Here is a 24,498-nt window from a genome sequence, read left to right on the forward strand (position 1 = left end):
GGATCGTCGTCCGCTAGACCAGTGAAGTCAACCACCGAGAGCATGCACGTCATCAGCGAGAACGCCCATTCTTCGAGAAGCTTCCGACAAAGGACCACGCGCCAAATCCTGCTCCAGTCAGGCCAGCACGACTGATGAGCGAACCGCTCCCATGGCACAGCACTCAACACGACCTCTAAGCGAGGATGTGCGGTTGAACCAAGGTCCGGAGTGTCCGCCTGTTCTTTGAGCTGGGGGCGCGAGAGCATTCACCCATGCCCCCTCGAAAGAAGCTTGCGACCGATGCACCAAACAGTGGCTCGGGTGTTCCAGTCGCGACGATCTATCAGAACTCGGACCAGGTTGCTGGTGTCCTCCAGCAGCTGTTTGGGCAGCCTCTCATTGTGGAGGAGTCGCGTGACAACACCTCGACCACTGGCGACGAGCAGTCGCTGGCCGCGGACGCCTCCGCCGGAGCCGACGGCGCAGCGAAGTTCCCGTTCGTGGGTGCTCTCAAGGTGAAGGCGACGGGTGATCTAAGCGCCTCCGGCAGCTGGACATCGAGCACGGGCACTGCCGCTCGGCAGCAGTTCGTCTACTCACAGGCTTACTACCTGCATCTGGTCAGAAAGCAACTAAGCGAAGTTGGCCAGCTGAGCCAAGTCAGTTCGGCGGCGGATGCAACCTCTATCCAACCCGGCGCCTTCGTGGAATACACGACTTCCTTCGACCCAGTTGAGTTGACGCTCGCGCTTGAAGTCGTTACGCCCGAGCTTGTTGATGCCATCGCCCAGTGGATGGCGCGCAAAAAGTGGACGGATTCTTACCCCGATGGTGCCAGCTTCGATGGAGTGCGAGCGCATGCCGAGAAGATGCGCGTCGACGTCGAGGCTAAGGGCAGCTTCGCGCGCGCGATTGCAACCGCGGTCCAAGCAGATGCCAGGCAGGGGACGACTCGTGAGTATTACGGGAGGATCGCTGGTAATCCGGCGCTAACTGCGATCACGGTGTGCGAGCGGGAGCATTTCATCACGGCGGATCCTGATCGTCTTCTTGATGGCATCTTCACCGTTTTCGGAAAGGTGATCTCTGGAGTGGAGGACGACGTTCCGACATTCGCGCGCAACAAGCTTCTCCGGAACTTCTCTGCAGATGCCTTCGACCACCTCGTCGGTGAGATGCGTTCGACGCTCGCTCAGGGGCAGGGGGTCGCCGGAATGCAGGCAGACGAGTTTCTCGACCTCAAGCTTGATTCTCGTGTGCGTGGTAAATCGCTGAGGGTGCTTCCGCTGGCTATCTTTAGCTAGCTAGATCGCTCTCAAGGTCGTTCGCTCAGAGCGTCCGGGCGAGGTCAGTGGCACGCGCGTGTCGTCAAGTCCGCGTCGGTGGCTCGTGATAGCCATTGCTATCTACGAACAAACGCGCCCGAGACCCGAAAGAGGCGACGTGAGCGACGCTGGCAGCGTGAGCCTCAGCTCCAACCTGACTGATAGCGACGACGTGTCAGTCGACGGCGACTACGCCTTCATCGGCGCAATCCACTCGCTCGTCAGCTCGCGAACTTCAGCGACTAAGTCGGACCTGATCCTCGCTGCCGCTTGCCAGGCGATTCGCGAAAGTGACAAGACGACCGCCGAGGTAGTCACAGTCGTCAACCGCATATGGCCCGGCGCCAACACTGAGCAAGACTCCGTCGTCATCGCATTGCAGCTCGGTATCGAACTCGGGCTGGTGGTCAAGAAGGCCGGGCTGGACAGCAGCCAGCTTTGGTCGCTGACTCCTCGCGGAGTTGACGATGTAGATGGTCAGTCAAGCTGGGTCGCTGAGCTTCGATCGCGCACGCGCGACCAGCTAATCGGACGTGCGCATGACGGCCTGGGCGTGAATATTGACCAGGAAGCGGCCGATCTCTGGCTTGAGCGCCTACTGCGCGCACTTATCCTCGGGATTCAGTCAGCGCAGGACGCGTACATGGGCAAGGTCGAGAAAGTCGTGGGCAACCGGCTGATCCCTCGCGGCATCGACCAGCACAAGGTGTACGCCGCGCTTGAGGACAGTCGGGTCAATCCGGCCACGGTGGACTTTCTCAAGACGGCCGCACTTGCGGCGTTTGACCCGCTCGATCCATTCGGGAACGAAATCGTCAGCTTGATCACCACAGGATGCGTGCTGCACTCCTATGTTGCCGGTCGCGATGCCGCCGAGACGATGCGCCGACTCGGAGACCCGACCGGCCAGCGAGCCTTGATTGACACACCTGTGCTGGTTGACCTGATCGGGCCTGCACGAGTCAGAGCCCGAGCGCGCTTCCTGCTGTCGACTGCGATCGCGGCAGGGTGGGAAGTCATCGTGTGCGAACACTCGCTCGATGAGCTCGCCACCCTCGTCGAGCGAGAGATCCCGAAGGTGAAGCAGAGTTTCAGGGAGGCGCACGAGCGGGGAGTCAAAGAGGAGTGGTACGCCTCGCTGGTGGAAGATCAGCTGACCACGTACTGCGTGGAGGTACTCCGTGACAAGACGTATAAGTCCCTCGACGACATGGTGACGGCGGCACGTGAACTGTCCACTCAACTCGTCGACATCGGCGTCATCGTGCGCCCCCACGGCAACGACGCGGACGAGTCCCACGTTCAGCGAGCGCTCGCCGCGTTGAACCGCGAACTGGAGACGAGCTCAACCGGCAGGTCGACGCTCGCCGTAGAGCGTGATGCGCAATCTATGGCGAACATCTGGAGGCGTCGTCGCCGGCAGAAGGGAAACACATGGCCGGGTGGTTGGATCATCACGTCGGATCGGCACATCGCTCCCGCCTACAGAACGCTTGACAAAAGCGACAAGGTACCGCTCACGCTCTCGATGGCACGCTGGGGCACGCTACTGTCCGTCACCGTTCCGCCGACCGACGTTGTCAACCTCGCAGAGGCTGCGGCGACGCAACTTGTAGAAGAGGCCATGTGGCTGCTCCCGTCGCGCTTCCCAAGTGATGTCGCGATGTCGCTCGCCCGTCAGCTGAGCCCGGAGTCAGGCGGTTCGGAACTCGACATCCGTTACGCGCAACTAACCCTCGACAATTCGCTGGACAGCGCCGGAAACGCGCGAACGGCTGTGTCGCTTGCCAGCGATGTCCTGGCTGCGCGCGCAAAGCGGACGACCCTGATCCAGGCTGAAGGACTGGCCGAGGCGCGCGCCAAGCAAGAGGAAGCCCAGAGACAAGCTGATGCCGCTCGTGCCCGAGCTGAAGAGCAAGCGGCGGCTGCGAAAGCGGCAGACAAACGAGCTGCCGACGCGACGGATCGTATCGACATGCTTACCGCTGACCTTTCCTGGGCCAGAACACGATCCAAGAGAATCTTGGGGACAGTTATTGCTGGATTCCTCGGACTCGGCGTGGTCATCGCAACGTTCGCACGTCACCAGCCGTTCTGGATATCACTGATCGCAATCGTCGCGCTCGTCACGATCGTGTTTGGCGGCGTGCGTTGGGTCGCCGACAAGAACGCTCGCCTGGTCCTGGTGATCATTGGCGGCGCGATCGAGGCAATTGCCCTCTGCGCCTCAGTCCTCGATTTGGGGTCGATGATTCGCTAGTCCGCAGGCACTGGACTCAGGGAGGCGAGTAAGAAGTCCAGCGCGTCCGTCCCGGTGTCGGCCTCCGTGATGTAGCGCGTTACTTCCGCGGCGAGCTGCTGCCCGCGGCCGGCATTAGTCAACTTCGTCGTGAGCACCCCGACCTGCCCGGCCCGGTCGTCCTCGCCCGGAGCGGCCGCGAGCATCGCCGTACAGCCCACCCGCAAGCTGGTCCTGCTGCGCGCTACCAGGGGGTCGACTCGAGCAGTCCCAGTAGGTGCTGGTTCCGTTGCTGGATCAGCTTGCGCAGATAGGGGACCAGGACGAGCAACTCGACGACCCGGCCAAACACTGGTGAGGCGAGCGTGATCGTGTCCGTCATCCGGGCCAGCCCGTCGACCTCTTCGAACACGTGCTCGTGGCGGAACGACTTGAACGGACCGACAACCTGCTGATCCACAAACCGGGCAGGTCGTTCCAGCTCAGTGATCTTCGAAGTCATCGTGAACCACACCCCGAAATGCCGGGCCCGCCACGTTACCGTCTGACCGAGCCCGATCTGCCCGCTCCTAACTCCATCAACGGCACGTTCCTTGCTTTGACGCATCGAACCCACGTGCGCGTCGATGTCCAAAGACACCTCAAACAGGTCAATGACCGATCGGGTCGTCTCCGTGACCACCGTCAACACACTCGGCATACGGAGATTCTGCCGAATCGGCGAGGTCTACACGCACGTAAACAGATGGCTAATGGCGCCGTCCGGAGTGGAAAATCCAAGCGGACGAGCGGTTAACCCCGCGATGTGGACCTCACCCGCCGCACGAATACCGGCGGACAGAGCGGCGGTTCCTGTCGAGCCGTGGCATCCACGTGTCGACTTTGCTTCTCGCGAGGCGGACGGACCCGCACCGCATCCTTAGAATATTCGCGGGGTGCCTGGTCGCGCCGTGTCCGTGTGACCCCAGTCAAGGGTTCGCTCGCATGATCAGGGAAGCAGGGAGCTCGCGTTGCCGCTGTTTGGGCTGGTCAGACCGACTCTGGGTGATGGCACCTCGTCGCACGCCGTTCGCACTCGGGTCCGCGGAGCGGTTCAGGGCCGCCCCGCCGCGTTTCAGGATGCGAGACTTGGTGTTCATGGAAGCGAACGTGATCGGCATCGGATACGAGGGCCTCGATCTAGATGCACTCGTCTCCCGGCTGCGCCTGAGAGGCGTCTCAACCGTCGTCGACGTCCGTTTGAACCCCATCTCCCGCAAACGGGGTCTGTCGAAGACCGCACTCAGAGAACGGCTCGCGGGTGACGGGATCGAGTACGAACATCTGCCCGCTCTTGGCAACCCCCGCGACAACCGCGGCGGATTCAGCGAGGTCGAGGGCGTTGAGGCGCAAGAAGCACGCCAGAAGTTCAACGAACTCCTGCGCACACCGGCCGCGCATCAGGCGCTTGACCGGGTGCTCGAACTTGCCGAAACAGGCACGGTCGCGCTGCTCTGCTTCGAACGTGACGAGAGCCATTGCCATCGTGAGCTTGTACTCGTGGAGCTGCGGTCACGGCTCGTCGCTGCTTAGAAGAGCGTGGCCCTATAGTCAGATTCGCGCTGCGGTCGGTAGACGCCCAAGACCGAGAAGTTCTTCCTTTTGACGATGTCGCCGAAGTTTCCGACGAAGAAGTAGGTCCTGACCTTCTCGTTCCACACCTCGGTGTGGAATTTCTTCGTGATGATCGCCTTAAGTTCGTCATCAGACCTGAACCGGTAGTGGTGCTGGAGCGCGCTCAACTCCATGTCGAGAATCCGCGGCTTGTGACCCTTGCAATCGGGGTTCATGCACCGGTAGTCGTAGTGCACCTTGTATCGCGGGGTGATGAGCACGGGAGTGGTGTCAATCTCTCCGAAAAGGTCAGGTTGGCTCATCGCGGCCGTCATGCTCGCCACTTGCTCGTCGGTCCACGGGCCGTGGTCCTCAAATCTCAATGACTTGAGTTCGCGCACCTCCGCGAGGCCGAGTGACTGCGCGTTCAGGTCGGCCTCAACTCCAGCGCGAAGATCACACATGGTCGGTCCGATGAGCTGGTCGAGCACGTGTCCTCGGGCGTCCATGGGATAGGTCTTGAACTTGTCGCCCTGTTTCTGTCGCGACAGCGTCTCCCAATTCGGGCGGTAGCTCTCGGCTCGGGCGTCTTTGGTTGAGCGGGTCAGATCGACCTCGATGACCTCGAACTTCTTGAACTGAAGCTCGCTGTCCAAGTGTCTGAACGCTACGGGATAGATCCGCACCCAGGAAACAGAGCCGTCATCGTGCAGCCGAACACCCGCAACACAGACTGTGTCGCCGTAGGTCTTTGACGGCTCGGGGGATGCCTTCACCGTGATGAGAACGCGTGCGCGTTCACTCGGCATCATCGCCTCCTCGCGTGCAAGCGCTCGTGATGCACCAACGGTATAAGTGTCGTAGCCCGGAACATGCCTAACGACTTGGGGCTACACCCCAGTCTGCGGCACAAGGACGTTGATCTAGGGTGCGTGTAGGCGAAGCGTTCAATCACCAACACCGCCTCAGACAGTGCCGAGCTGAATCGAATCTGCTCGCCGCGTATGGACGTCAGCGACAAACATCCAGAACTCGGTAGTTCGACTGCATTCCAGCCACGAACCCCGCCGATAACGCGAATAGGGCGCCGCAGCAGGGTCCGACAACGGGTCGTACAGCGCGCGGATCACGACGCGAGCAGTGGAGTCAGGAGTCAACCGAACCGTCAGCCGGCCTTCGACCGAGCGCCCCCCGGAGCTCAGCGATAGCTCGCTCTCCATGGGGGATGAGAATGTCGAGCAAGTCGCCATAGGCGCTCGCATCGAGCATTCCGGGGGGCATCTTGTCTGCGTCGGCAGTCGGCGGGAACCGCTCGCGGAGCGGCAGCTGCGGAACCGTCGGAGAAATGAAGGTTCCGTACATCGTGAACAGCATGACGATCGCGCCAAAATCGACGTAGCGCTCTCGCACTTCCAGGTAAGCGAGCTTTTCATCGTCCGAAAGTTCTTCAAACGCGCGGGGCAGAATCGGCTCGACGTAGGACAGGAGCGGGTCAAGTCGCTCCGTCACCCGCGGGCGAAGATGGTTCTCGATCCACAGACTCTCAAACTCCGATTGGAACTCGGCCCAACTAACCAGTCGCAGGTTCGTCAGGTCGGCTGCGGTCAGCGCGCCACGCTGGAAATCGCTCGAGGTGATGACGTATCCATAGTTAGCGCCGCCGTCGGCAACAACGGTTCGGAAGGCGTGAATGACGTGTTGCGGAATTGACCTGGTCCAGAGCTTGCATTCGCAGAAGATCGTGTTGGTCCGACCCCGGATCGTCTCGACCGCGAAGACGTCAATCTCTGCTGTGCCGCGCGCGAGAGGAACCGACTTTTCGACCTCCGCATGCATCCCGCACTCACTGAGGATTCGTGCGACGTCGTGCTGTAGCTCTCGCCAATCCGCCGGCTGCCGTTCGGTAATCATGGGCACAACAGTGTCAGAGTCATCCCATCGAGCCGGTGCGCAACGCGGCCGGTCGGGTGGTGGCTCCGCTCGGGCGTCTAGCTTTCCTTCGTCTCGTTGACCGCCCCGAACGGCACGTGCACGCTTGGGATCTCGTCCGCCGCGCCTTCCAGATGCTTCAGCTGGTCGTCGAAGAAGATGTGAGGCTTGAGGACTCGCAACACCTTGGCCTTCTCGATCCCTCCAAGGAAGAAGGCATCGTTGACTCGGACTCCCCAGGACTGGAGTGTTCTGACAACGCGCTCGTGTGATGGAGCGTTACGAGCTGTCACGATCGCGACGTGAACCCGCCGGTTGTAAGTCGCGTCGGCAGTCGCGCGCCGCTCCTCGATGTCCTGGATGCGGTTGACTCCCCTCAAGAATTCCGAAAGCTTTCCTTCGGGTAGCGGCTCTTCCAGATGCTCGGTCTCGTGTGCATGGAACGCGGGTAGGCCGTCGGACTGCATCACGCGCTCGGATGAATCGTCAGCGAGTACGCCGTCGAAGTCAAAGGCAATGCGCAAATCGAAACCATTCGAGTCGGCGGCGGGTGAGCCGAGCACCTGGCCAGAGGCGAATCCCATCTCGAGAGCGATTCGCACGTCGCGCTCATTCTGAGACAGGAAAAGAGACATGTTGAGTGCTCCCATGTAGGCGTACGGTGACCGACCTTGCATGAAGATGGCTCTCGAGATCTCAAGTCCGTGATGCGCGATAGACCGCATGACTCGTAGGCCAGTCTCAGGATCGTTGCGTGACAGCACGATTACCTCGACGAGCGGGTGGCCGTCTTCGGACAAGTCATTTAGCGAAAGCAGCCGTTGGATGAACGCGAACGCCACGCCGGGCTCAAGTGGATCTGCGATGTGGTCCTCTTGGTACTCGCGATAGCGGGCCTCGCCCTCCTTCTTGAACACCGCGTCGGCGGCGGACAGATCGAAGAGCGCGCTCGAAGCCACTCCAACAACAAGCATCTTCTCTAGGTCGTACCCTGCCATTTCGCTCCCCACTGATCCGACTCCCTGCCACGTTATCGAAGGGCCTTCCTTCAGTCGGACAGATACGGGTTCGAGCGTCAGTAGGTGCAGGCCAAGATCTTGCGACCTGGTTGCCGCTCGACCGACCGATAGCCGGTCCCCCACCGCGCCGGTCTCGTCAATTGTGTTGACCATTGTGTCTTCGAACGCTCAAGTGCCCGTAAGACCCGCCCGATGAAGATGCCCGCGAAGGTACGACAACTGCAACATCGTCCCTGATTACTTCTTGGACGTCGGCTTGACGTTCCCTCAATGGGAGAACTTGCCCGTCGGATTGCTTCGCTGGAGTTCTGCGGCCTTAGAGTCGCACCCGTGCAGCTTTGCAGTGACGGTTGCGGCGGCCTGGGCTGCGCTCCGCACTACTCGTCCTTGTCGACGTGGACCTCGTGGACCTCGCGGATCTCGCCGTCCGCGATGGTCCCCGGGCGTGGCAAGAATCTGGCAACAAGTGAGCAAGGTCGTGCTGATCGAGGAGGGCCCATTGATCCCGAGACACCAGGGATTTCGCGGGCGCTCCACAGTTCCTGATGACGTGGAGAATTCAAATCCCACCGATACCGCCATTGTGATGTCTCAGGACATCGGAATAGCTCGAATCTACGTTTTGTGGGTTCGGGCTATTCGCTTTTCCGCGGGGTCGGCAGTCGCGTCGCCGCGGTGAGCCTGGCTATCGGACCGCCCATGCGGTCGACGACGAGCGCGAACCGGCCGGGAACCACCTGGCGAAACGCACGTCCGGCTGTGCTACGCCGTGCATGGCTCTCGGCCATGGAGACGATCACCCACCGCGAAATGCGCAACCGTGGCGGCGAAGCGCGCGCAGCCCGAACGAACGCAGAAGCGCTCGCCACAATCGAACGTGCGCCATCCGCGATGAGTTCTCGAGAGCTGATCGAAGACAGTCGAGGCAACTGGTGACAGTTGCGTACCGCGACACCTCGGCGGCGATGAAGCTACTCGTAGAGGAGAGCGAATCCGAGATCCTCTCGCTCGAACCGGTGAACTCGAACCGTCGTCTCGCTGCATCCTGGTTGTTGTGCGACCGCGCTACGCGCAGGGGTCGACGAGATCATCACGTACGACGAGGAACTAGCGCGCGCAGCCTCCTCGGCCGGGGTCCGCGTGGTCGCTCCCGCCGCGTAGGCGGCGGATCCGACTACGTCCGGCCACAACTGATTTCGCGTCTGTCCGCAGCCGGCTCGGTCAGTGGTGGACCGGCCGCGTGCTCAAGCGGGTCGGCGTGCGCGATACCCCGGTGTAACCGGGGTAGCGTGGCGCAGGTGCAAGGGAATTTGAGGTCGTGATGACCACATCGGAACGGCCGACCAGAAGGCTCAGCGCTGCCGAATGCGCCCGATGAGCGCTCCTGTCAAAGGTGACGGTCCCGAGCCTCTGCGGAAGCGCGGCATAGCGGTGCCGTTCGCGGGCCACCGTGCCGGGGCGGTAGCGGCCGCGGTCGCCGCACTGGGAGTCGTGTTCGGCGATATCGGCACGAGCCCGTTGTATGCGCTGAAGACGGTGTTCCTCCTGGACGGCGGCGCCGTCCGACCGGTGCAAGAGGATGTCTACGGCGTGGTCTCGCTGATCTTCTGGAGCATCACGATCATCGTGTCGATCAAATACGTCGGCATCTTGATGCGTGCCGACAACGACGGCGAGGGCGGGGTGATGGCCCTCGCGGCGCTTGCGCAGCGCCTCTACGCGAGTAAGGCGAGTCGCGCCGGCGCGCTTGTCATCATCGGCATCGTCGGCGTCTCGCTCTTCTACGGTGACTCGATCATCACCCCGGCCATCAGCGTTCTGTCGGCCGTCGAGGGTCTCAACGTCACGACACCGGCCATCACGCACCTGATCATTCCGATCGCCGCCGTCATCCTGGTCGCACTCTTCGCCGTGCAGCGTTTCGGCACAGGCCGGGTCGGCGTGCTCTTCGGTCCGGTCATGGTGCTGTGGTTCGTCGTGCTGGCCGTGGCCGGACTGGCCATGGTCATCCAGCACCCGGAGGTTCTGCTCGGCCTTCTGCCGACCTACGCGATCGCCTTCATCATCGCCCACCCGGCGATCTCTTTCATCGCCCTCGGAGCGGTCGTCCTCGTGATCACCGGAGCCGAGGCGCTTTACGCCGACATGGGACATTTCGGGCCGTCGCCGATACGCCGGGCCTGGTTCTTCCTGGTGTTCCCGGCACTCACTCTCAACTATCTGGGCCAGGCAGCGCTCATCCTGCAGAACCCGGCCGCGACCGTCAATCCGTTCTTCTTGTTGATCCCGGAGTGGGGTCGGCTTCCCGTCGTGATTCTGGCGACAGTGGCGACCGTGATCGCGAGTCAGGCCGTGATCTCAGGTGCGTTCTCACTCTCGCGGCAAGCTGTGCGGCTGGGCTTGCTGCCGCCCCTGACGATCAAGCACACCTCCAAACGCGAGGGCGGCCAGATCTACCTTCCCGCCATCAACTTCTTGCTCTTCATCGCCGTCATCGCAGTCACGCTCGCCTTCGGCTCGTCCGCACGATTGTCCACCGCTTACGGCATCTCGGTGACCGGTGCACTCGTGGTGGACACTCTGCTTCTCCTCTTCGTCGCCCGCCCGCTCTGGCATTGGGCGCCGTGGAAGATCGTGCTCGCGGCCGTTTGCTTCGGCGGGCTCGAGTTGGCCTTCCTCGCCGGCAACCTGTTCAAGATCATCGACGGAGGCTGGGTGCCGCTGCTGATAGCAGCTGCCGTCATCATCGTGATGACGACCTGGCGGCGTGGTCGGCAACTCGTGCAGAACGACAGACGAAAGATGGAGGGCTCGCTCGCCAAGTTCATCGAGGATATGCGGCAGAAGGACCTGCCCCGCGTAGCGGGAATAGCGATCTTCCCGCATCCCAACAAAGACACGACACCACTGGCGCTGCGAGCCAATGTGAAGCACAACCACGTTCTGCACGAGCACGTCATCATCGTCTCGATCGTCACCGCTCCGGTACCGCACGTAACGACATCCGACGCCTTCGTCTATGACGAGCTGGGGTATTCCGATGACGGCATCGAGCACTTGACCATCAGATTCGGGTTCTCGGACGAGCCGAACATCCCTCGCGCGCTGCGTGCCGCATGCCGTGCGGGGACGCTCCCTCTGGATGCCGGCGCCTTCGCACACGCGTCGTATTTCATCTCGCGCGGTGCCCTCCGCACGACGCGCACCAAGACCATGTTCCCGTGGCGCCGCTCGCTTTTCGTCGCACTCGCGCACAACGCGGCCGACCCGGCCGCGCGTTTCGGGTTGCCGACGTCTCGGACCGTCACGATGGGCAGCGACGTCGAGATCTGAAGGTCACGTAGGTGCAAACCGGGGTTTGTCGGCGAGACTGGCACGCCTCTCGGAGGTTCCCGACAAGCGTGATCGGGTTGCCATCGGGATCCACGATCGGGCCGTGCTACCGTCAAACCGGCCTCGCCGCCCCTACGAGTGAGGCCCACCCGAGCCAGCAAGGAGCACAACCGCGATGTCGCCCGCCCGAGGCGTTGCCTTCTTCGATGTCGACGAGACCCTCGTCTCGGTGCGCACGCTCGAGTCCTTCTTGCTTTATTACCTCAAGCGCGTGCCCTCGATGATCTCCTTCGAGCGGCTCGCAGAGCTCAGGCAGCAGGTCGTGCAGCTGAGTCGGGCCGAGTTCAATCGGCTCTACTTCCGCATCTGGGCAGGGCAGGCGGAGGCGGACGTGCTCGAGGCCGGCCACGGCTGGTTCGCCGAGGTGTCGGAGCATCCCGACTTCTATCGCGCGAACGTGCTGCAGCGGCTGCGCGAGCATCAGGATGTCGGCGACCAGGTCGTGCTCGTGTCCGGATCGTTCGGCCCGCCGTTGCGTCCGCTCGGCGACGCGCTCGGCGTCGACGGCCTGTATTGCACAGAACTCGAGACCCTCGACGGCGTCTACTCCGGAGAGATCGGCGCTGCGATGATCGACGACGACAAGCGGCACGCTGTCGACGCCTACCTCACCGGGCTCGCAGACGAGACGGTCAGTTGGGGCTACGGGGACCACCCGAGCGACCTCTCCTTGCTCGAGCGCGTCGACCATCCGGTGGTCGTCGGATCGGACCCGGCGCTGGGCGCGCTCGCCGCACAGCGCGGCTGGCCGGTGATGCCCATCGACAAGCCGCTGGCACCACGCGCCTGAGCCAGTCCGGGCGGCATCCACATCTTCGAATCGACTCACGGTACGGTGAGCATGACTCCGATGTAATGCTCACGAAGGATCCTGATGCCATCCATCGCCGCGGCCCTGTACGACCTGCTCAATGAGCGTGACGTTTCGGTAGAGGATGCGCTTGCCAGGCATTTCACCGACGAATACCGGCAGAGCACCAACGGCGACTGGATCGATCGCGCTGGTTTCGCCGAGCAGCTGACCCAGTTGCGGCTCTACGTCGACCATGTCGAGATTCGCGTGCTCGACGAGCTGTCGGACGACGCCTCCTATGCGGAGCGACACATCCTCACTGCGACCCAGCGGGACGGCTCGACGGCCGCCCAGGAGGTGTTCCTCTTCGGGCAGATCGCCGAGGACGGTCGGTTCGCGTCCCTGGAAGAGCTCGTGCGGCCGCTCGCCGATTCCTGAGGCGCGCTGCACCGCGCGCGGTGCTCAGACTTCCGGATGCTCGTGCAGGCGCGCTTCGACAGCCCGTTGCAGATCGCGGGGGCGGAACGGCTTCACCATGAACATGTCGGCTCCGGATTCCAGGCTCTCGGCCTCGTCCCGTTCGGCGCCGCTCGCGCTCAGCACGACGATGAGGGCGTCGCTGATCGCGCGGATGCGACGCGTCGCCTCGATTCCGTCCATGCCGGGCATCCGGATGTCGATGGTCACGACCAAGGGATGACAGCCGCGAACCGCAGCGATGCCGTCTAGTCCGTTCGTCGTAGAGATCACGTCGAAGCCCGCACGCTCGAGCACGGCACGGATGAGGGACCGGATCCCGTCGTCGTCTTCGATGACGACCGCGTTCCGGCTTGCGGCGCGGCTCACCTCACCCCGGGTTTGATTGCGAACCGCGCTTCGAGTCGCCGCGATCCGGGCCCGCCCTGTCTCAGTAGGACACGAAGGAAGCCCGACGGTACCCGCAGAGTGTCCACGCGATCGATTCCTTCTCTTCGCCCAAGCCCCGAAGACAATCTAGACGGTCGTCTCAGGTGGATTGAAGCCCCCAACACTGGGGACAGAGTAGTACTCAGTATGCTCCGGATGCAGTCCCGAGTTCAGCCACCATCGCCTCACTGCCACTCACGCCGAACGACGGCAGGATGAGGAGCCAATAGCGAGCAACGCGCTCGTGGATGTCGCGAGCGCGGGTGAGCCGATGGGCCACCTGCTGGAGCCCGGTGAACGCCTCGACCAGGACCTCGGAAGCCGAGTCGACGTCGAGACCGGGAGGGAACGTAACGGGTGCCTCGGAATCCGCGAGCAACGCGCGTACGAGCTGCATCCAGCCCAGGAACGGGGTCGGCAGGTTCACGTCGTGCAGGCCGGCGTCGTGCTGCAGACGGATGCTCGCCCTCACGAGAACGTCGTCGCGGAACCTTCCGGCGACGACGAACGACATGATGACCACCGCATCCAACCCCGAAAACCCGTCGGCCCGGATCTGGGCGGCGATCGCATCCCAGTGGCTGAACTGGCTCGTCGCGACCTCATACGCCAGAGACGACTTCGATGAGAAGTGGTACCCGAGGGCGCCCTTTGTTCTGTTCAACCGCGCGGCGATGCTGGAAAGCGAGGCACCGGCATATCCGACCTCGTCGAACTCTGCGGCGCCCGCTCGCAGGATCTCGTCACGCCGTGCTACGGCCCGTGCTTGTGTCATCGAGAGCCAGCCTAGGCGTCAGCTCGTTCTGCAGGCGATAGGCGCAGGGGATCCGCTTGCCCGTGTCCTGCTGCGCCACGGAGCCGTGTGCAAAGGCGATCCTCGCCGCGCGATTGCTACGCTTCCGAACATGGGAGCGGTGGAGGGCGACTGCGTGGTCGTGATCGAAGACGACGACGGCATCCGCGAACTGATCGGCACGGTTCTGGGCCAGCTGGGCCTCGAGGTGATCGCCGTCGCGAACGGTGTTGAGGGTGTCGCTCAGGTCGAGGCACGGCATCCTGTGCTCGTGACGGTGGACGTCAGCATGCCGGGCATCGATGGATTCGAGACGGCGAAGCGCATTCGGGCGATCAGCAGCGCCTACATCATGATGTTGACGGCACGTGACGAGGAGATCGACGCCCTTCAGGGGCTCGGTGCGGGCGCCGACGACTATGTGCTGAAGCCGTTCCGCCCCCGTGAGCTGAGGGCGAGGGCCGAGGCGATGCTCCGGCGACCGCGCAACGTTGAGCGTCCGGCCTCGGTTGCCGTCGGTTCGGCGCCCCCTGGCGTCGTCACCTCCGACGTCGTAGAGGGCACGGATGACGTCGCACCCTCGCGACGCGGTGTACTCGAGCACAACGGGGTCGTGCTCGATCCCGACACCCACATCGTCGAGCGCGACGGCGAAGAACTCGACCTCACGCGCAGCGAGTTCGAGCTGTTGCAAGCACTGCTCCGGTCGGGTCGTACCGTGCGCAGCAAGGACGACCTCGCGCGCCTCTTGCGTGGTGACGGCTACGTGGTCAACCCTTACGTCGGCGAAGCCGATCGGCGCGGTGTCGAAGTGCACATCGGCAACCTTCGCAAGAAGCTCGCGGATAATGCCGCGGCTCCTTATCTCATCGAAACGGTGCGCGGAGTCGGATACCGGCTCGCGGCGCGACGGGAATAACCGACGGAAAACCGCCCGTGTCGACGGCCGCCGGTACGGGCACCCCCCGTTTTCGGGCCAGGCAAAGGCTGGTCAGGTTCGTCATTGTGTGGATAACTACAGGTGGGGGCAGTTACCCTGGAGTTCTCCGCACCGCTGTCTTCACGACGTGGTGTGCCGGGAGACCACACATTCGGGTTGAGGTATGTCTCGGACTTCAGGGAGAGGGGCGCCTTCATTCGGGTTGAAGGCGCCCCATCAAAGGCCTCCGGGCTGTGGCATAAGCCTTGGCGTTGCGGCGACATGTACAGTCTGCAATCCAACTCGACGGTTTGAGCGCGGGGATTGCTCAAGAGTCGCTCAGGACGTGCAGAAGGTGAGTCGGAGCCTCGGCGGTGCACAGCGGACGCCTGCCGCGCGATCATCTAGCGTGGCGTAAAGAGAGGGGTTCGCGATGCCAGAGTCAAGAGACAGCGATGCCGTAGATCCGCTCAGCGTGGTGGTCTTCGCCGCGAACGCATCCTGCGCGGAGGCGGCACGGGCGGCACTGGACGCGGCCGGTCTCGGCTCCGATGTCGCGACGGTCGAGGACACCCTCGACGAGAACACGCACCACCCCGTGCTGCTGGTCGCTGCAAACGCTGAGCAGATCGACACCGATCTGCTCGTGTCGGCGGTCGACCGCGATTTCGTTCTGATCGACAACGCTGCACGTGAAGTCCCGGCGCGCGTGCGGGTGCTCAGGGAACGAGCATGGCGGAGGCGGTCCCGATTGGCGAACGCCGAGCAGATGCGCACGGAGACGATGGAGCTCACGTTCGCGGTGCACACGGCAGAGACGATCGACGATCTCGCCGCTGCGGTGACCGAAGGGCTTCGCCGCATGTTCTCGGCCCACGCCGCCGCCGTGGTGATCCCGGCTGACCCAGAAGCGGCGGGTGACCCGACATCGATCGCCTGGACGGCTGATCACGGCTCTTCGCCGGAACTCGCCGAACTGATGGAGTCTTTGGCGACCGCGGAGGCCTTGGACAGATTGCCTGCCCCGGCCGACCTGCACCTGCGGCTGGCGAAGCCCGTCGACGACCTCTTCCGTGAGCAGAACGCTGAGACCGTCGAGCGGCTGTTCGGCACGGACGCCCGTCACATCATGCTGGTTCCTGTCGAGTTCGACGGCGGTGCCAGGGGTGCGCTCTTCCTCGCTGACGCCGCCGAGCCCGCGCGCCGGACGGAGTACGAGCGCGGGCTGATGTCGTACGTCGCAATGCAGGTGGGCCGTGCCGCTTCGGAGCTTTGGCTGCGCGACCGGCAGCAGGCATCCGAAGAGCAACTGCACAAGACATCGGCCGAGCTGCAGCGGCTGGTCGATGAGATGGACGACCTCGGAGTCGTCATCCGCTCCATCGCCGATGCGGTCAACGTCGGGGTCATCTTCTACGACACCGACAACCAGCCGAAGCTGCACAACCACATGGTCGAACGGCTGCTCGCCCTCGCCGGTTTCAACGAGGCGACCGGTTTCAGCACGCACGTCTACGGGTCGGACAGGCACACGCGGGTCAAGGAGGGCGTGAACATCGTCTCCGAGACCCTCGAAGGCGATCAGCGCGGACTCATCTACTGGATGGGCGATCCCGAAGGCGAGCAACGCGCCGTCGTGACCGAGGCGCACGCCATCAGCAAGCCGAACGGAGAACAACTGGGATCGGCGATCGTCACCTACGACGTCACAGACCTGGCGAATGCGATCGAGATCAGGGAGGAATACCTGGCGACCGTCTCGCATGAACTGCGTACGCCGTTGACATCCATCGTCGGCTATCTCGATCTCATCGACGACGGTTACGACGTGGAGGCTCTCGGATTCGGCAGGGAGTTCAGGACCATCCAACGCAGCGCCGAGCAGATGCTCGGCCTGATTCGCGACCTGTTGAGCACGAGCACCCGCGATCTCTCGCTGCGCATCGAGCCCGTCGACCTCTCTGCACTCCTCGCGCAGTCGGTTTCGACGTTCCGGCCGACATTGGAGGCGGCTCACCAGACGCTGCAGTTGGAGACCCCGAAGGCGACGGTTCTCGCGCATCTCGACGCCGGACGGGTCAGGCAGGTCGTCGACAACCTGATTTCGAACGCGACGAAGTACACCGATGAAGGCGGAGTGATCACCGTCGGGCTGAAGCCCGACGCCGACACGGTCGTGATCACCGTTGCTGACAACGGCTCGGGCATCAGCAAGCCGGATCAGGCTCGCCTCTTCGACCGGTTCTTCAGAACGAGGGATGCTCGCGAGGCGGCGATCCAAGGTGTGGGAATCGGCCTGACGATCGTGCGGACGATCGTCGACGCCCACGGCGGCACGATCTCGGTCGACAGTGAACCCGGACGCGGATCCACCTTCACGGTGCGGCTCCCGATGCGCGCCGAAGCGAGCCCCCTTCCGACGCTTCCGCTCCAACCATGACACGTGCCGACGAGCCCGAAGCTCGGAGGGTATTCGGGTACGCGGACGCGCTATTAGTGTTGAACCACCTCGCTCGGCCTCACCCGAAGCGGCCGGGGAGTTGCCTGATCGCTGCGCGGTTCGGGGCAGCTCCGTGGATGCGAGCGGAACAAGCCGAAGGTGCGTCACTTGGCTCTCATTGACAACAGCGCCGCTCATCGTTCCACTCGATCCGAGTCGCTGGTCTGGGCGATCGGGCGGGCATCAGAGGGTTCGGAGGGCAGCAAGGGACAGACCTGGTACGCCGACGTCGAGATACCCCGCAGTCACTGGCTCTGCCACCCCGTGCCCGACGTCGTACCGGTCACGCTGCTGGCGGAGGCGTTCCGTCAGGCCGGTCTTGCGATCTGCGTCGCCGGACTCGGCATGGGGCAGTCGGTGCACTTCGTCGTCTCGACGATGACCGTTCAGGTGGAGACGACGTCCCTGCATTTCCCGCGATTCGGCGCCCTCGAAGAACGGCTGGAGGTGACGTTCGCCGACATCGGGTTCCGAAAGGGAGTACCGCACATCCTCAACGTCGACTACGTGCTCCCCGGGCTCGCGTCCGGCCACGTGGATGCCCGCATTCTTACCGACCGCGACTATCGGGTGCTCCGGCGCAACGCGCTGCCGCTCGACGACGAGATCCGCGAGCCGGCCACCGAGCTCATCGACGTGGTAGAACGTGATGGCGATCACCTGACGGCGCGATTGGGTGTGAACGAGTCCGATCCCTTCTTCTTCGACCACCCGGTCGATCACCTGCCCGGGATGCTCCTGTTCCATTCGGCCGCGCGCATCCACGAGAACGAATACGGGGTTCAGCCGCGCTTCCTCACGATCGAGTTCCCGGCATTCGGAGAGTTCCGGGTGGAGACGAACGTCCAGGCTCATTTCACCGGTGCGGGCTTGAACGCCACGTTCCTGCAGAACGGCCGCACGATCGCCACGGCGGTCACGGGCACGCGCCCGGTCGGCGAGTAGTTCTCTCGTCGAATGAGGATGCTGCCACAGGCGGGCGGTGCCGGGCCCGTCCAGATCTCGCTTTGAAGCGGTGACAGGCCCAGCACCAAACCACACGTCCGGACAGATGTCCGTTCGGGCTTAGACGCTTCCATCGGGTTGGATACGCCTGTTTTGGGGGGTTGAGGACTCCGCGAAAATCGCGGCAACTGTCATGCTGCCAGCGCTCCCGACACCGAATCCGCGGGATAGCCTCAAGATTCGCTCAAGTCGAATGCAGGGTCAGCCGAGCCCGCGTCGAGAAGCTCGGGCACGGCGACGTGACGGGGTTCGCTCGGCGACGGTCCCGCCCGCACCGCACTCATGGGACCACCGTGAGAGGCTCGAACGACACGACGATGACGAGGGGATGCCCGTGACGGCGAATTCCGAGGACACCAGCGAGCTGAACGCCACCGGCGTGTGGCGGATGAGCACGGCGGAGGCCGAGGGGGTCGATCCGGCAGGCATCCGGTCGCTGATCGAGGAGTTCGACACCGACGAGACACAGGATCCGCACGCGATCGTGATCGTGCGGCACGGCGCCGTGATCGCCTCGGCGGAGTGGGCGCCGTACGCGATACGTCGCCCGCAACTGCTCTATTCGCTGAGCAAGAGTTTCACCAGCTCGGCCGCCGGTTTCGCCGTCGCGGAAGGTCTCCTCGATCTCGACACCCCCGCCGCCGACTACTTTCCCGAGTACGCAGACAGCGTCGCCGACGCGAGTCGCGGCATCCTGGTGCGGCACCTTGCGTCGATGGCGACCGGCCACCTGAACGACATGTTTCCGGCATTCGAGGCTGACCCGCAGCATCCGATTCGCGCCTTCTTCTCGATGCCGCCCGAGCGCGAGCCGGGCACGGTGTTCACCTACAACCAGTTGGCCACGTACACACTGGGAGCGATCATCCAGCGCCGCTCGGGCCAGCGGTTGAGCGAGTACCTGCTGCCGAGGCTGCTCGAGCCGCTCGGCATCTCACCGATCGGCTGGCAGCAGCAGCCCGCGGATGTCGAACTCGGCTTCTCGGGGCTCTTCGCCCCGGCAGAGGCGGTCGCAAAACTCGGCCAGCTCTATCTCAACCGCGGCGTTTGGAACGGCGAGCGACTCTTGTCGGAGGAGTGGGTGCGTGAAGCGACCAGTGCGCAGGTCGCGAACGCCGCACCCGGTGGCCTCACCGCTGCTTCTTCTGACTGGGAGCAGGGTTACGGCTTCCAGTTCTGGATGTCGCGCCACGGCTTCCGCGGCGACGGCGCGTTCGGCCAGTACTGCCTTGTGCTGCCGGAACACGACGCCGTCGTGGCGATCACCTCGCAGACCATCGACATGCAGGATGCCCTGAACCGCGTCTGGAAGCACCTGCTGCCGGCGTTCGGCTCGGTGCCGTTGCGGCCTCAGGGAGGTGGCGACCTGCACGACGTCGTGCGTGAGATCGGCTTCCCGACGTTGCCCGAATCACTGGACGACCTCGCCCCGGATGCCGCAGGCGAGTATGGGCGAGCGGACGATGCCGAGTCCGTCGGCGAGTTCGAGGCGCTCGCCGCGGCGACGCTCGAGCGCGACGGTGGGTCGGTTGGGTCGGCTGTGTCATGGCGTCTGACGCTGAACGAGGGCGGCCCAGGCGCTGCCGCCGTCGGGGCGCCAGGCGGCACCGCGGGCGGAATCGTCGGAGGCGGCGAGTGGGTGACGACCGAAGCGGATGCCTCTGGAAGCCTCCGCGTGCCGGTCGCGCTGCGGGGCGGCGTCCTGTCGGACGGAACGGTGCGCGTCGACGTGGCGTTCGTCGACACTCCCCACCGGCTCACGTTGACGTTCGACCCCGCGTCGCACACGGTGACGCCGCGCTGGCGCTCGCGGCCGTTGCGCCTGGTGAGCATGCGGGAACTGCGCGCGGTGCGACCGGGGGAGACGATCGCAATCCAGGAGTGATGACGTTGTCCGCTCCGTGAATTGGGTGCCTAGCAGGGTGACGAGCGATACAGCCGCACGGCGATCACGTTGTCGACGATCTCCGCGACCTCCCGATCGGTCTGATCTGGCGCTTGCGGGAGCGCGCCGATCATCGCGCCAAGGTACACGGGTGCGAGGACGAGCCCGAAGAGATCCAGAGGTGTGAGCTCGGTGGCGCCGCTTGCATCGAGCATGCGCTGAAAGTGCGAAAGCCGCGGAGCGACGAGCTCCTGGATTCCCGTCGGGCCGATCTCCGGATTCCGCGCGGCCGTGAGCATGGCGTTCAAGAAGCCCAACCCTCCTGGGCGTCTGGTGCTTGTGACGAGGTTGTGCGTATATGCCGTGAGATCGGCCCGTAGGTCACCCGTGACGGGAATCGGCGAGACCTCGTTGACCGTCTCCACCGCGACGTCGAGCAGAAGCGCCTCGGGGGTGCGCCATCGTCGGTAGATCGTCGCCGCGTGCACGCCCGAGCGAGCGGCGACCTCGAGGATGCTCGGCGCTGTCTCTCCGTTCTGCTCGATCAACTCCCGCACGGCTTTGTGCACCGCGGCGCGAGTTCGCGCTGTGCGACCTCCAGGCCGAGCATTGCCGACCGTCTGCACGCCATCGGCGGCCAGGGCTGCGGTCGCTTCCTCGCTGTCCTGTGTGGCCGCCGTCGATCGCTCGTCCCCGCTCACCCGATCATGCTAACGCGAATTGTGTTGCATTTTAGACCTCATGGTGTCTAGACTCGCTAACGCGAATCGATTCGCATACGCGGACGCATGCCAGCACCGCCGAGTGCGGGAAACACGGGAGGTCGACATGTCACGGGTGCTGATCGTCGGAGCAGGAATCGGTGGAGACGCGCTCGCGCTCATGCTGGACCGCGCCGGATGGGACGTCACGGTCGTCGAGATCGCGCCGGAACTGCGAGCAGGCGGTCAGACCGTCGACCTGCGTGGTGACAGTCGGGAGGTGCTGAACAGGCTCGGCCTCCTCGATGAGTGTCTCCTGCACCTCGTGGACCAGCGCGGGCTCGCCTGGATCGATGAGAGCGGAGAGCGCCGGGCGGCGATGCCGGTCGAGGCATTCGGCGGACAGGGATTCGTCTCGTCGGAGGAGCTGCTGCGCACCGACCTGGCCCGGATCATCCACGCGGCGTCCGGTCCGCGTACCGAGCACCGCTTCGACGACACCGTCGCACAGCTCACCGAGAATGCGCACGGCGTGCATGTCACGTTCCGTCGTCACGAGTCCGAGACGTTCGACCTCGTTGTCGGCGCCGACGGCACGCACTCGCGGGTGCGGTCGCTGGCGTTCGGTCCGGAGAGCGACTTCAGGCATCCGCTCGGTCTCGCCCACGCGTGGTTCACGCTGCGTGAGACGGCGACGACACCGAGCGTCGAAGGCTGGTCGCTGATGTGCAACGCGGTGGGCGCGCGGGTGATCGGGGCGAGGCCGGGGCATCCTGGCGAGCAGGAGGTCGGACTGACGTTCCCCGCCGACACGCTTCCCTCACGCAAGGATGCCGAGGCGCGGTTCGCGTTGTTGGAACGAGTCTTCGCCGACACCGGATGGCGCACGCGCGAATTCCTCGATGCCTCACGCTCGGCCGCCGACTTCGCTCTCGACACCTACGATCAGATCCACGTGGACCGGTGGCACCGCGGACGAGTGGTGCTCCTCGGCGACAGCGCCTGGTGTGCGAGTCCGCTCAGCGGCCTCGGCACGGCGCTCGCCCTCCAGGGAGCGGAGTCCCTCGCTGCGGCGCTCGACGGCGCGGTCCCCGACGATCTCGAGCAGGCTCTGGATGCCTACGAGCGCGAGATGCGCCCGCGCACCACGGCGGCTCAGAAGATGTACCCGGGCCGCGTGCGCTCCTACGCCCCGCGCACCCGCCGCGGCATCGCCACGATGAGGTTCGTCATGCGCGTGCTGCAGACCCGCCCCATCGCCGCGCTGATCACACGTGCGGTCGCAGACTACGGGCGCGCGCCCGCTGCGATCGAGAGCGACGCCGCGTTGCTGCAGACGACACGCTGACCCGGGGCTGCGCTCGCTCAGGGAGCTGGGGGACGCCGCCCACCTCACCCGACGATCGGCACGTGCTCCTCGTCGGGCGGGCGCAGTCCGCCGTCGGACGAACGTTGGCGCAGCGCCAGCGCGATGGCGGGGAACAGCAGCACCGACAGCATCCCTGCGCCGACCAGCGCGCTGGCGGTGCCCTGCGTGATGTCGTGCTGTTCGAGCCCGATGTTGGTGACCGCGACGATGATCGGCAGGCCCGTCGCTGAGAACAGTGTGAGTGCTGTGCGGTCGCGGGCGGTCGATCCTGGCGGGATGGCGAGCATCCCCGGCACCCCGCGAACGATGAGCAGCATCAGCACGAAGATCGGCAGCAGGATGAGCGACCGGGAGTCCGCCAACAGGCCGCGCAGGTCGAAGTTGACGCCCGTCGCGATGAAGAAGATCGGCACGACGAAGCCGAATGCGACGGCTTCGAGCTTGCCCTCGATCTGCTTCGCGTCGCCGGGGCGCGCGCCGGACAGCAGCACCCTGGCGAGCACTCCTGCTGCGAAGGCCCCGAGCAGCATGTCGAGGCCGAGAGCGAGGCTCAACCCGACGAGCGCGGCGATGATCGCGATCACGAAGCGCACGGCGAACTGTCCGCTGGTGTGCAACGTCGCGCGAATCAGACGATGGAACCGGTCGTGCGTTCCCCTGGACGCGAGCCAGATGCCGAGCACCGTGATGACGACGAAGCCTGCGAGCACGAGTGCCGCCGACAGCGGGGTGCGTCCGGAGAGGAAGAGGGCGATCGCGACCAGCGGACCGAACTCCCCGACCGCGCCGACCGCGGTGACCGCGATTCCGAACGGCGTCTTGAGCTCGCCGGCGTCGCGCAGCAGCGGCATGAGCGTTCCGAGTGCGGTCGAGCACAGCGCGATCCCCACATAGACACCGGCGATCGGGCTCGGAGCGAGCAGGATGCCCAACCCGATGCCGACGATCAGCGAGATCAGCCATCCGAGAGAGGCTCGGCCCAGCGGCCTGCCCCTGATCGTCGCGAAATCGATCTCGTTGCCCGCCATGAAGAACAGGAACGCGAGGCCGAAGTTGGAGATCATGTCGAGCGCATCGGACTTCGCCACCCAACCCAGCACGCTCGGTCCGATCAGGATGCCCAGGATGATCTCGAAGACCACCAGCGGAATCTTGGCCACGCGACCGACGAGCGTCGAGAGGATCGGCGCAACGACGGCGAGGGCGGGAATCAGCACGATCGAACCGATGGACGCATCCATGCTCAGGATGCTACGGCCGGCGAGCGCCCGCGCTTCGCGACCTCGCGGGGCGGACGCGATTCCGCCCTGGCTCCGCATCGGACGACGGATGCGCGGTGCCGGCCTGCATGCATCCGAATGCACAGTGGAGGCAGGTCGTGTCGAGTGGCACGCTATCGCTCGTGACCGTCTCTGATGGATCCTCGTTTCTCCCTGCCGCCGCGCGACAGCACGGTGGATATCTGCCGGTCATCCTGCTCGTCCTGGTGCCGAGCTTTCTCGTGGCGCTTGCGATGGGTTCGCTGTATTTCGTGGTGATGCCGGCGATGCCGTTCCTTCGGGAGTACTACTTCAGCCAGCAAGAGCAGACCTACGCGACCTATGTCGTGCCATTGCTGACCCACATCGCCGGTGGGACCGTCGCCTTGATCGCCGGTCCCATCAACCTCGTGAACGCGCTGCGCAACGGGTACACGCGCACGCACCGCGTGTTCGGCAGCATCTACGCCGTGGCCGTCACGGTCTCCGCGACCTGCGCCGTCTTCATGTCGTTCCACGCGTATCCGGGCGTCATCCCGTTCGGTCGACTGATCGTGACGAGCGGGTTCTGCACGCTGGGACTCACGTGGCTGTTCACGCTCGTGATGGCTCTGCGCGGCATCCTGATCCGACACGACATCGCGGCACATCGGTTCTGGATCATCTCCAACTTCAGCCTCACCTTCGCAGCGGTCGTGATCCGCGGCGAGAACGGGGCGATCATCGCGCTCGATCAGTTCTCTCGGCTCTACCCGTGGCTGGGCTGGGTCTCGTGGGTCCCGTGCTTGATCGTCGGCATGCTGCTGGCTCGGCATGTCAACAGGACAAGAGAGCGCCGCGCGGAAGAGCTCGCGGGCGCGCACGTCTGATCCTCTTCACTGCCGCCGG

The 24,498-nt window shown here is 64.3% G+C and carries 22 protein-coding genes; 13 read left to right on the forward strand and 9 right to left on the reverse strand.

Annotated elements, in window-relative coordinates:
* Positions 1-254 precede the first annotated feature (254 nt).
* Together MJ603_RS03580 and MJ603_RS03585 are read left to right on the forward strand one after the other, a co-directional pair.
* Positions 255-1,286 carry a hypothetical protein gene (locus MJ603_RS03580; protein WP_243062280.1) on the forward strand — a complete coding sequence of 344 codons (1,032 nt, stop codon included), beginning with the start codon at positions 255-257 and terminating at the stop codon, positions 1,284-1,286.
* A 139-nt stretch (positions 1,287-1,425) separates the two neighbouring features.
* Positions 1,426-3,567, forward strand: coding sequence for a hypothetical protein (locus MJ603_RS03585; protein WP_243062281.1), 2,142 nt, complete (start codon positions 1,426-1,428; stop codon positions 3,565-3,567).
* Here MJ603_RS03585 and MJ603_RS03590 read toward each other — a convergent pair.
* Together MJ603_RS03590 and MJ603_RS03595 are read right to left on the reverse strand one after the other, a co-directional pair.
* Entirely contained in the window at positions 3,564-3,752 is a 189-nt protein-coding gene (locus tag MJ603_RS03590; protein WP_243062282.1) for a hypothetical protein, read from the reverse strand. The genes MJ603_RS03585 and MJ603_RS03590 overlap by 4 nt on opposite strands.
* 38 nt (positions 3,753-3,790) lie before the next feature.
* Positions 3,791-4,246 carry an SRPBCC family protein gene (locus tag MJ603_RS03595; RefSeq protein ID WP_243062283.1) on the reverse strand — a complete coding sequence of 152 codons (456 nt, stop codon included), beginning with the start codon at positions 4,244-4,246 and terminating at the stop codon, positions 3,791-3,793.
* Between the two features lie 437 nt (positions 4,247-4,683).
* Between MJ603_RS03595 and MJ603_RS03600 the strand changes: the two genes are divergently transcribed.
* Positions 4,684-5,118: a DUF488 family protein gene (locus tag MJ603_RS03600; protein WP_243062719.1), complete on the forward strand. Its 435-nt coding sequence runs from the start codon at positions 4,684-4,686 to the stop codon at positions 5,116-5,118.
* On the opposite strand, the gene MJ603_RS03605 is transcribed toward MJ603_RS03600, so the two are convergent.
* The 3 genes from MJ603_RS03605 to MJ603_RS03615 form a co-directional block, all read right to left on the reverse strand.
* Positions 5,115-5,948 (reverse strand): hypothetical protein, encoded by an 834-nt coding sequence (locus MJ603_RS03605; protein ID WP_243062284.1) that lies wholly within the window; start codon positions 5,946-5,948, stop codon positions 5,115-5,117. The genes MJ603_RS03600 and MJ603_RS03605 overlap by 4 nt on opposite strands.
* Positions 5,949-6,285: 337 nt before the next feature.
* The gene (locus tag MJ603_RS03610; protein ID WP_243062285.1) at positions 6,286-7,050 is read right to left on the reverse strand and encodes a restriction endonuclease; all 765 of its coding nucleotides are present in this window, start codon (positions 7,048-7,050) and stop codon (positions 6,286-6,288) included.
* Positions 7,051-7,127: 77 nt separating this feature from the next.
* Positions 7,128-8,066, reverse strand: coding sequence for a 5'-nucleotidase (locus MJ603_RS03615; RefSeq protein ID WP_243062286.1), 939 nt, complete (start codon positions 8,064-8,066; stop codon positions 7,128-7,130).
* Positions 8,067-8,873: 807 nt separating this feature from the next.
* Here MJ603_RS03615 and MJ603_RS03620 point away from each other — a divergent pair.
* The 4 genes from MJ603_RS03620 (at position 8,874) to MJ603_RS03635 (ending at position 12,711) form a co-directional block, all read left to right on the forward strand.
* The gene (locus tag MJ603_RS03620; protein ID WP_243062287.1) at positions 8,874-9,023 is read left to right on the forward strand and encodes a hypothetical protein; all 150 of its coding nucleotides are present in this window, start codon (positions 8,874-8,876) and stop codon (positions 9,021-9,023) included.
* 438 nt (positions 9,024-9,461) lie between these two features.
* On the forward strand, positions 9,462-11,420 hold the full coding sequence (locus tag MJ603_RS03625; RefSeq protein WP_243062288.1) for a potassium transporter Kup: 1,959 nt from the start codon (positions 9,462-9,464) through the stop codon (positions 11,418-11,420).
* Between the two features lie 175 nt (positions 11,421-11,595).
* Positions 11,596-12,270, forward strand: coding sequence for an HAD family phosphatase (locus MJ603_RS03630; RefSeq protein WP_243062289.1), 675 nt, complete (start codon positions 11,596-11,598; stop codon positions 12,268-12,270).
* 84 nt (positions 12,271-12,354) lie between these two features.
* Entirely contained in the window at positions 12,355-12,711 is a 357-nt protein-coding gene (locus tag MJ603_RS03635; RefSeq protein ID WP_243062290.1) for a hypothetical protein, read from the forward strand.
* Between the two features lie 24 nt (positions 12,712-12,735).
* On the opposite strand, the gene MJ603_RS03640 is transcribed toward MJ603_RS03635, so the two are convergent.
* Both MJ603_RS03640 and MJ603_RS03645 read right to left on the reverse strand, forming a co-directional pair.
* Complete coding sequence (locus MJ603_RS03640) at positions 12,736-13,119, reverse strand: response regulator transcription factor (RefSeq protein ID WP_243062291.1); 384 nt, start codon at positions 13,117-13,119, stop codon at positions 12,736-12,738.
* A 202-nt stretch (positions 13,120-13,321) separates the two neighbouring features.
* Positions 13,322-13,954 (reverse strand): ScbR family autoregulator-binding transcription factor, encoded by a 633-nt coding sequence (locus MJ603_RS03645; protein WP_243062292.1) that lies wholly within the window; start codon positions 13,952-13,954, stop codon positions 13,322-13,324.
* A gap of 130 nt (positions 13,955-14,084) precedes the next feature.
* On the opposite strand from MJ603_RS03645, the gene MJ603_RS03650 reads away from it, so the two are divergent.
* The 4 genes from MJ603_RS03650 to MJ603_RS03665 all read left to right on the forward strand — a co-directional run bounded on the left by MJ603_RS03650 (position 14,085) and on the right by MJ603_RS03665 (position 20,281).
* Positions 14,085-14,891, forward strand: coding sequence for a response regulator transcription factor (locus MJ603_RS03650; protein WP_243062293.1), 807 nt, complete (start codon positions 14,085-14,087; stop codon positions 14,889-14,891).
* A gap of 433 nt (positions 14,892-15,324) precedes the next feature.
* Positions 15,325-17,331: a cell wall metabolism sensor histidine kinase WalK gene (locus MJ603_RS03655; protein ID WP_243062294.1), complete on the forward strand. Its 2,007-nt coding sequence runs from the start codon at positions 15,325-15,327 to the stop codon at positions 17,329-17,331.
* 168 nt (positions 17,332-17,499) lie between these two features.
* Complete coding sequence (locus MJ603_RS03660) at positions 17,500-18,336, forward strand: AfsA-related hotdog domain-containing protein (protein WP_243062295.1); 837 nt, start codon at positions 17,500-17,502, stop codon at positions 18,334-18,336.
* Positions 18,337-18,730: 394 nt separating this feature from the next.
* Positions 18,731-20,281 (forward strand): serine hydrolase, encoded by a 1,551-nt coding sequence (locus tag MJ603_RS03665; RefSeq protein WP_243062296.1) that lies wholly within the window; start codon positions 18,731-18,733, stop codon positions 20,279-20,281.
* Between the two features lie 29 nt (positions 20,282-20,310).
* On the opposite strand, the gene MJ603_RS03670 is transcribed toward MJ603_RS03665, so the two are convergent.
* The gene (locus tag MJ603_RS03670; protein ID WP_243062297.1) at positions 20,311-20,982 is read right to left on the reverse strand and encodes a TetR/AcrR family transcriptional regulator; all 672 of its coding nucleotides are present in this window, start codon (positions 20,980-20,982) and stop codon (positions 20,311-20,313) included.
* Positions 20,983-21,109: 127 nt separating this feature from the next.
* On the opposite strand from MJ603_RS03670, the gene MJ603_RS03675 reads away from it, so the two are divergent.
* Positions 21,110-22,330, forward strand: coding sequence for an FAD-dependent monooxygenase (locus MJ603_RS03675; RefSeq protein ID WP_243062298.1), 1,221 nt, complete (start codon positions 21,110-21,112; stop codon positions 22,328-22,330).
* A gap of 44 nt (positions 22,331-22,374) precedes the next feature.
* Here the strand turns inward: MJ603_RS03675 and MJ603_RS03680 are convergent, their stop codons facing one another.
* The gene (locus tag MJ603_RS03680; protein ID WP_243062299.1) at positions 22,375-23,592 is read right to left on the reverse strand and encodes a cation:proton antiporter; all 1,218 of its coding nucleotides are present in this window, start codon (positions 23,590-23,592) and stop codon (positions 22,375-22,377) included.
* Between the two features lie 161 nt (positions 23,593-23,753).
* Between MJ603_RS03680 and MJ603_RS03685 the strand changes: the two genes are divergently transcribed.
* The gene (locus MJ603_RS03685; RefSeq protein WP_243062300.1) at positions 23,754-24,479 is read left to right on the forward strand and encodes a DUF2306 domain-containing protein; all 726 of its coding nucleotides are present in this window, start codon (positions 23,754-23,756) and stop codon (positions 24,477-24,479) included.
* Positions 24,480-24,498: the final 19 nt, after the last annotated feature.

Source organism: Humibacter sp. RRB41, from assembly GCF_022761015.1.
In the GTDB taxonomy this organism is placed as follows: domain Bacteria; phylum Actinomycetota; class Actinomycetes; order Actinomycetales; family Microbacteriaceae; genus Humibacter.

Bases quoted from the DNA above. Each gene is read 5' to 3' on its own strand.
- MJ603_RS03580 (WP_243062280.1), top strand. From the start codon at position 255: ATGCCCCCTCGAAAGAAGCTTGCGACCGATGCACCAAACAGTGGCTCG.
- MJ603_RS03590 (WP_243062282.1), bottom strand. From the start codon at position 3,752: ATGCTCGCGGCCGCTCCGGGCGAGGACGACCGGGCCGGGCAGGTCGGG.
- MJ603_RS03595 (WP_243062283.1), bottom strand. From the start codon at position 4,246: ATGCCGAGTGTGTTGACGGTGGTCACGGAGACGACCCGATCGGTCATT.
- MJ603_RS03600 (WP_243062719.1), top strand. From the start codon at position 4,684: ATGGAAGCGAACGTGATCGGCATCGGATACGAGGGCCTCGATCTAGAT.
- MJ603_RS03605 (WP_243062284.1), bottom strand. From the start codon at position 5,948: ATGCCGAGTGAACGCGCACGCGTTCTCATCACGGTGAAGGCATCCCCC.
- MJ603_RS03610 (WP_243062285.1), bottom strand. From the start codon at position 7,050: ATGATTACCGAACGGCAGCCGGCGGATTGGCGAGAGCTACAGCACGAC.
- MJ603_RS03615 (WP_243062286.1), bottom strand. From the start codon at position 8,066: ATGGCAGGGTACGACCTAGAGAAGATGCTTGTTGTTGGAGTGGCTTCG.
- MJ603_RS03620 (WP_243062287.1), top strand. From the start codon at position 8,874: ATGGAGACGATCACCCACCGCGAAATGCGCAACCGTGGCGGCGAAGCG.
- MJ603_RS03625 (WP_243062288.1), top strand. From the start codon at position 9,462: ATGAGCGCTCCTGTCAAAGGTGACGGTCCCGAGCCTCTGCGGAAGCGC.
- MJ603_RS03630 (WP_243062289.1), top strand. From the start codon at position 11,596: ATGTCGCCCGCCCGAGGCGTTGCCTTCTTCGATGTCGACGAGACCCTC.
- MJ603_RS03635 (WP_243062290.1), top strand. From the start codon at position 12,355: ATGCCATCCATCGCCGCGGCCCTGTACGACCTGCTCAATGAGCGTGAC.
- MJ603_RS03645 (WP_243062292.1), bottom strand. From the start codon at position 13,954: ATGACACAAGCACGGGCCGTAGCACGGCGTGACGAGATCCTGCGAGCG.
- MJ603_RS03650 (WP_243062293.1), top strand. From the start codon at position 14,085: ATGGGAGCGGTGGAGGGCGACTGCGTGGTCGTGATCGAAGACGACGAC.
- MJ603_RS03655 (WP_243062294.1), top strand. From the start codon at position 15,325: ATGCCAGAGTCAAGAGACAGCGATGCCGTAGATCCGCTCAGCGTGGTG.
- MJ603_RS03675 (WP_243062298.1), top strand. From the start codon at position 21,110: ATGTCACGGGTGCTGATCGTCGGAGCAGGAATCGGTGGAGACGCGCTC.
- MJ603_RS03680 (WP_243062299.1), bottom strand. From the start codon at position 23,592: ATGGATGCGTCCATCGGTTCGATCGTGCTGATTCCCGCCCTCGCCGTC.